This is a genomic window from Nocardiopsis sp. B62, from assembly GCF_018070675.1.
Taxonomy (GTDB): Bacteria; Actinomycetota; Actinomycetes; order Streptosporangiales; family Streptosporangiaceae; genus Nocardiopsis; species Nocardiopsis prasina.
This window is the reverse complement of sequence record NZ_JAGPXK010000053.1, coordinates 1-7090: the sequence shown is the minus strand read 5'-3', so window position 1 is coordinate 7090 and position 7090 is coordinate 1. Positions and strand designations below refer to the sequence as shown.

The 7090-nt window shown below is 71.2% G+C and carries 5 protein-coding genes; 1 reads left to right on the top strand and 4 read right to left on the bottom strand.

Annotated elements, in window-relative coordinates; all coding sequences use genetic code 11:
- Positions 1–74: 74 nt before the first annotated feature.
- The 4 genes from KBX21_RS26215 to KBX21_RS26200 form a co-directional block, all read right to left on the bottom strand.
- A complete protein-coding gene (locus KBX21_RS26215) occupies positions 75–1007 on the bottom strand; it encodes an ornithine cyclodeaminase family protein (protein WP_210844322.1) in 933 nt (310 codons plus the stop codon).
- On the bottom strand, positions 1004–2356 hold the full coding sequence (locus KBX21_RS26210) for an MFS transporter (protein ID WP_210844321.1): 1353 nt from the start codon (positions 2354–2356) through the stop codon (positions 1004–1006). Before KBX21_RS26210 ends, KBX21_RS26215 begins: the two co-directional genes overlap by 4 nt.
- Before the next feature lie 145 nt (positions 2357–2501).
- Complete coding sequence (locus KBX21_RS26205) at positions 2502–3194, bottom strand: GntR family transcriptional regulator (protein ID WP_210844319.1); 693 nt, start codon at positions 3192–3194, stop codon at positions 2502–2504.
- Positions 3195–3314: 120 nt separating this feature from the next.
- Entirely contained in the window at positions 3315–3491 is a 177-nt protein-coding gene (locus KBX21_RS26200; protein WP_210844317.1) for a hypothetical protein, read from the bottom strand.
- Positions 3492–3965: 474 nt separating this feature from the next.
- Between KBX21_RS26200 and KBX21_RS26195 the strand changes: the two genes are divergently transcribed.
- Entirely contained in the window at positions 3966–7055 is a 3090-nt protein-coding gene (locus KBX21_RS26195) for a glycoside hydrolase family 38 C-terminal domain-containing protein (RefSeq protein WP_210844316.1), read from the top strand.
- Positions 7056–7090 lie beyond the last annotated feature (35 nt).

Genomic DNA, 7090 nt, shown 5'->3' with positions numbered 1-7090 from the left:
GGGGGCCGCAACCCCCGTGTCACGCGGGCCGACAGGACGGACCGGCCCGGGCGACTGGTCCGCCCGAGGACCGGTCAGAGAGTGGGCGCGACACCCACGGCGACGGCCAGGTCCTCCCACGACATGCCGGAGCCCTTGAAGACGTTGGGACGGTCGGTGCGGCGGGTCACCTCGCCCCGGACCAGCGGGGCGATGCCAACGAGGTCGGCCTTGGTGAGGGTGCCCTCGTCGATGGCGATGACGACGTCCCCGCACTCGCGCAGGGCGGCGTCGCTCTCCTCCACCACCACGAGGGAGCGGCCCATCAGCGCGGCGTCGAGTTCGCGTCGATCGGCCTGGTGCGATCCGATGGCGACCACACAGGCGCCGTCGCGGACCAGGGAACCGTCGAAGAGCGGGTCCTTGGTGGAGGTGGCGCACACGACGATGTCGGCCTCGGCGACGTCGGCCACGGTGCCCGTCTCGGCGGTGATCCCGCGTCCGGCGAGCTCGCTGATGGCGGCGTCCACCCGGTGCGGGGTGCGGCCCACCATCCGGACGCTCGTGAGCTCACGGATGCCCGCCACGGCGACGACGTGCTCGACCGCCTGCGGACCGCTGCCGAAGACCACGAGGCGGGACGCCTCCGGGGCGGCCAGGCGGTCGGCCGCCACGGCGGAGGTGGCCGGGGTGCGCAGCGAGGTGAGCGTGACACCGTCGACCATCAGCCTCGGGGTGAGGGTCCGGGCGTCCATCAGCAGGTAGACGGCCTGGATGCGGGGCAGGTCGCGCGCGGGGTTGTCCGGGGACACGGACGCGACCTTGACACCGACCCAGTCACCCAGGGTCGAGGGCATGAGCAGCAGGTGGCCGTCCCCGGCCCCCGCGTGGGACCGCGCCGGGTCCTGTGAGGGGTCGAATCCGTCGAGCAGGGCCCGCTCGATCAGTTCGAAGGCCCGCTTGGGCCCGATCCGCTGACGGACTTCCTCCGCGCTGACGAAGGGCAGGCCGGTGGGTGTCTGGGTCATGCGGAAACCTCGGACTTCTCGTTGCGCTCGGCCTCTTCACGGGCCGCGATCAGGGCACTCTCCTTGCGCACCACCCGGCCGGACACGGCGACGGCGGCGAAGGAGATGACGGCGAGGATCACCAGGTAGGTGGCGATCGGCCACCAGGCTCCGTCGAAGCGGGCCAGCAGCCAGGTGGCGAGCAGCGGGGCGGTGCCGCCGGCGAGGGCGGCGCCGATCTGGTAGCCGAGCGTCACGCCGGTGTAGCGCACCCGGGTCGTGAAGATCTCGGAGGTGAGGGTGCCTAGGGTGGCGGTGACCGGGGGCCAGGCCACACCGAGGGCGATCACGACGGCCGCGTACACGGCCCAGCTCATCTGGAGGTCCAACAGCATGAAGAAGGGCGCCGCGAACAGGGCGATGAGCAGGGTGCCGCCGAGGTAGACCTTCGGGCGGCCGACGCGGTCGGAGAGCGCACCCATGAGCAGGATGCCGAAGGTGCTGACCAGTGCGCCCGCGCTGACCGCGTTGAGGACCACCGACTGCTGGATGTCGAGCGTGCCGGTGGCGTAGCTGACGACGAAGGTCGCGAAGATGTAGAACGGGGCGGTCTCGACGACCTTGGCACCGACGGCCACGAGCACGGAGCGCCAGTGGTCGCGGAGCGTGTCCCGGATGGGCAGCTTGGCGACGTTGCCGCTCTCCTTGGCCTCACGGAAGGCGGGAGTCTCGGCCAGGCCCTTGCGGATCCACAGGCCGACGAAGACGAGGACGATGCTGGCGATGAACGGGAGACGCCAGCCCCAGGACTCGAAGGCGCCGTCCGGGAGGAGGCTGACCAGGCCGAAGGCGACCGTCGACATGAGCATGCCGATGGTGATGCCGGTCTGGGGCACCGAGCCGAAGAAACCGCGGCGGTTCTCGGGGGCGTACTCGTAGGCCAGCAGCAGGGCGCCGCCCCACTCGCCGCCGATCGCGAGGCCCTGGATGATCCGGCACAGGATCAGCAGCACCGGGGCCAGGAGGCCGACCTGCTCGTAGGTGGGCAGCAGACCGATCGCCACGGTGGCGCCGCCCATGAGCGACAGGGTGATGACGAGGGTCTTCTTGCGCCCGATCCGGTCACCGATGTGGGAGAAGACGATCCCGCCGAACGGCCGGATGAAGAAGGTGAGCGACAGGGTCAGGTACGACAGCATCAACGAGATCACGGGATCGTCGTTGGGGAAGAACTGCTTGTCGAAGATGAGCGCCGCGGCGGTGGCGTAGAGGAAGAAATCGAACCACTCGATCGCGCTGCCGCTGAGGCTGCCAAAGAGTACACGGCGGTTGGTGGCCGGTTTACCGACCACCGAGTGCTGCGAGGCCACTCACAACTCCTCGGATCAGGGCCCGATGAAGAGGGGCCTCAAGATGGGAACCAGTGCAACGTACAATTGCACCTCCCCCGAATCAAGGCCCGTGACCGAATCGAAGCAGCTCAGCTACCTGTTTCGTGTTCGGCGTCGTCCTCCGTCAGATCTCCGCGCGGCCCGCCCAGACCCCTCGGACATGACCGAGGTGATGTCGCATGAGGGCCTCGGAACCCGCTGTGTCACCGGCTTCGATGCGGTCCAGCAGGGCGTGGTGCTCCTGCGCGGTGTCGACCAGACGGCCCTCCTCGTACAGCCCCCGCAGCGCCGACAGCCGCGACATCCCCCGCAGCCTTCGTACCTCGTCGACCAGCTTCTGGTTGCCCGCGATGGACAGCAGTTGGAGGTGGAACGCCATGTCGTTGGCGATGAACTCGCGCAGTTGCCCCGTCTCGGCGGTCTCGGTCAGCCGGTCCGCGATCGGACGCAGCGCGGCGATCTGCCCCGCGGTGGCGGTCGCGGCGACGCGGCCCACCGTGGGGACCTCGATGAGCGCGCGGAGCTCGATGAGTTCGTCGAGGGCGACGTCGCTGAACTCCACCACGCGGTAGCCGCGGTGGCGCAGGGTCTCGACCAGTCCCTCCTGGGTCAGCTCCATCATGGCCTCGCGCACCGGGGTCGCGGAGACGCCGAGGCGTTCGGCCAGGACGGGGGCCGAGTAGACGACACCGGGCTCGAGCTCACCGGCGATCATGGCCTCACGCAGGACGTCGGTCACCCGGGCGCGCAGGCTCGCGTGCTCGGTGAGCGAACCGAGGACCGGTCGCGACCGGTCGCGCGACGCGTCGATGCTCATGTGCTGTTGTCCTCCTCGACCGGACTGCGTCCCTCCCAGGATGCCACGCGCCCGAGGCCAACCCGCTCGCAAGTCCCGTTCCGGATGCGGACGAGGAGAGCGCAAGGACGAAACGGAGGGTCACGGGAGGACGGAGCGCACGGAGGCCGGGGAAGCCGGAGAGACCGGGGAGACCGGGGAGGCCGCACTGGCCTGCGCTGTGAGGGGGCGGTCCTCGGCAAGGTCGTTCTCGGGGGCGCGGAAGGTGTGCCGCACCCCGGTCAACGGCCGGAAGCCCGGTTCCACGCTGCCCACCACCGGGCCTCCCCGGTGGGCCCCCACCGGGGTGGGCTCCTGCCCCGTGTCCCGCCAGGAACCGTTGGTCCGGGGTGTCGGTGATCCGGGTGGCGGTGATCCGGACGGTGTCCCCCCACGTCGAGCCCCGGGGACTCCGGGGTGTCGGACTCGACGACGACCTCATCGGTGGCGGCGGGCCGGTGGCCCTCGGCCACGTCGGACCGGCCGACCCCAGCTGGTTCGCGACGTGCGCGAGCCCACTCCGCCGAAGTGCCGCGTCGGACCTCATGCTGGACGTGATCCTCATCCGGTTCCCTCTCACCAGGGGAGGCGACAACGGTCCCACCGAACCGCCACTGACCAGGACCGAAGGGGCTCACCCTGGCCCCTGCGCCGACACCGGAGGAACCCACTTCGTCCAAAGCATTGACGAAGTGACATCGCGCTGGCAATGTACGCGGCATCTGCCAGGGGACGACCGAACGGAGACCCACCGTGCACGACGACCGGCGGCTGACCGAGGCACGACTGGACCGCGTCCTGCGGGAACGCGTATGGCCCGCGGTGTACACCACGTCGATCCCCCTGGAGGTGGCCCGCTGGGACGCGCCGGGAGAACCGGTTCCCGCCGAGGAGGGCATCGGGGCGCCCCACGAGCCCGCACGCGTGGGCGACGCCTGGGGGCCCGCCTGGGGCACCACCTGGTTCCGGCTGCGTGGTCGGGTGCCCGCCGAGTGGTCGGGCCGGACCGTGGAGGCCGTGGTCGACCTCGGCTTCGACGACGCCATGCCGGGCTTCCAGTGCGAAGGTCTGGTGCACCTCGCCGACGGCAGCGTGGTCAAGGGCCTCAACCCCCGCAACGCGTGGATTCCGGTCGGCGCCCCCGTGAGCGGCGGGGAGACCGTCGAGTTCCACGTGGAGGCGGCCGCCAACCCGGTCATCCTCGGCAACCCCCCGTTCCAGCCCACCGACCTGGGCTCCGGGCGCGGACCGGAGGACCGGCCCCTGTACCGGCTGGCCCGAGCGGACCTGGCCGTCTTCGAACAGCAGGTGTGGGCGCTGGCCATCGACCTGGAGGTGGCCGGCGGTCTCATGCGCGAACTCGACACCGGGGACCCCCGCCGTTGGGAGCTGTTGCGCGCCCTGGGCCGGGCCCTGGACGCCCTGGACCTCCAGGACGTCCCCGGAACGGCGGAGCGGGCGCGGGAGGTCCTGGCCCCGGCGCTGAGCTCCCCCGCCTCGGCCAGCGCCCACCGGGTGTCCGCCATCGGGCACGCCCACATCGACTCAGCATGGCTCTGGCCGCTGCGTGAAACGGTCCGCAAGGTGGCACGGACCAGCGCGAACGTGGTCGCGCTGATGGACGACCACCCGGAGTTCGTGTTCGCGATGTCCCAGGCCCAGCAGTGGGCCTGGCTCAAGGAACACCGTCCTGACGTGTTCTCGCGGGTCGTCCGGGCCGCCGAGTCGGGGCGGTTCGTCCCGGTCGGGGGCATGTGGGTGGAATCTGACACCAACATGCCCGGTTCGGAGGCCCTGGCCCGCCAGTTCGTCTTCGGCAAGCGCTTCTTCCGCGACGAACTCGGGGTGGACACCCAGGAGGTGTGGCTGCCCGACTCCTTCGGCTACTCTGCCGCCCTCCCCCAGCTGGTGCGGCTGTCCGGCTCACGCTGGTTCCTCACCCAGAAGATCTCCTGGAGCCAGGTCAACCAGTTCCCGCACCACACCTTCTGGTGGGAGGGACTGGACGGCACCCGCGTGTTCACCCACTTCCCCCCGGTGGACACCTACAACTCCGAACTCACCGGCGCCGAACTCGCGCACGCCTCGCGCAACTTCCGGGACAAGGGCGGTGCGTCGCGTTCCCTCGTGCCGTTCGGCCACGGGGACGGGGGTGGCGGCCCCACCCGCGAGATGCTGGCCCGGGCGGCGCGCCTGCGTGACCTGGAGGGTTCGCCGACGGTGGAGATCGAGCACCCGGAGCGGTTCTTCGCCAAGGCGCACGAGGAGTACCCGGACGCCCCGGTGTGGTTGGGCGAGCTCTACCTGGAGTTCCACCGGGGGACGTACACCAGCCAGACCGCCACCAAGCAGGGAAACAGGCGTTCGGAGCACCTGCTGCGCGAGGCCGAGCTGTGGGCCGCCACGGCCGCGGTGCGGGCGGGCGCCCCCTACCCGTACGAGCGGATCGAGGAGGTCTGGCGGACGGTCCTGCTCAACCAGTTCCACGACATCCTGCCGGGGAGTTCCATCGCCTGGGTGCACCGGGAGGCCGCGCAGACCTACGCGCGGGTCGCGGAGGAGCTCGGGGAGATCATCCGGCACGCGCAGGAGGCGCTGTCCGGTGACGGCGGGGACGGGACCGCGGGCGGCGTGGTCTTCAACCCGACCCCGCACGAACGCGACGGCGTTCCCGCGTTGGGGGCGCTCCCCCGTGCGCGCATGGGGAACGGGGCCTCGGGGCAGGCTGCCCTCAGCCCGGACCCGGAGACCCCGGGAGGGTTCGTGCTCGACAACGGGCTCCTGACGGTCCGGGTGGACGAGCGGGGGCTGGTCACCTCGATCCTGGACCGGGGAGAGGGGGCGCCGGGCCGAGAGGTGCTTGCTCCGGGACAGCCGGGGAACCTGCTCCAGGTACACCAGGACCTGCCCAACCAGTGGGACGCCTGGGACGTGGACGAGTTCTACCGCAACACCACCGTGGACCTCACCGAGGCCGACGGCGTCGAGCCCGAGCCGGCGGGTTCGGGAACCGCCGCGCTGAGGGTCACCCGCTCCTTCGGGGACTCCTCGGTGGTCCAGGTGCTCTCCCTGGCAGCCGGCGCCCGGCGCCTGGACGTGGAGACGGTCGTGGACTGGCACGAGCGGGAGAAGTTCCTCAAGGCCGCCTTCCCCCTGGACGTGCGCGCGCACGAGTCGTCGTCGGAGATCCAGTTCGGCCACGTCAGGCGGCCCGCGCACACCAACACCTCCTGGGACTCGGCCAAGTTCGAGATCTGCGCCCACCGCTGGGTGCACGTTGCCGAACCCGGCTACGGCGTGGCGGTGCTCAACGACTCCACCTACGGGCACGACGTGACGCGTGACGTGCGAGGCGACGGCGGCACCACGACCACGGTCCGTCTGTCCCTACTGCGGGCGCCGCGGTTCCCCGACCCCGACACCGACCAGGGCGAACACCGGTTCCGGTACGCCCTGGCCCCGGGTGCGGAGATCGAGGACGCCGTCCGTGAGGGCTACCGGATCAACCTCCCGGTCCGGGAACTGCCAGGCGACGCCGTGGTGGAGCCGTTGGTGACGGTGGACGACCCCGGTGTGGTGGTGGAGTCGGTCAAGCTCGCCGACGACCGCTCCGGCGACGTGGTGGTGCGCCTGTACGAGGCCCGTGGCGGGCGTGCCCACACCTCGGTGGGCACCGGCTTCCCCGTCTCGGGGGTGCGCGCGGTGAACCTGCTGGAGGAGGACTACCCGGAGGCCCCGGAACTGCACTCGGCCGGTGCCTCCGGGGCCGACGACACGGGTCCCGGCCTCGTGTCGGTCTCCCTGCGCCCCTTCCAGATCCTGACCCTGCGCTTCGAGCGCTGACCCGACCCCGGGGTCCGGGCTCGCCGTCCCGAGCC

What these genes read in the sequence shown, in the direction of transcription:
- KBX21_RS26215 (WP_210844322.1), bottom strand. Translation starts at nt 1,007, where the DNA reads ATGACCCAGACACCCACCGGCCTGCCCTTCGTCAGCGCGGAGGAAGTC.
- KBX21_RS26205 (WP_210844319.1), bottom strand. Translation starts at nt 3,194, where the DNA reads ATGAGCATCGACGCGTCGCGCGACCGGTCGCGACCGGTCCTCGGTTCG.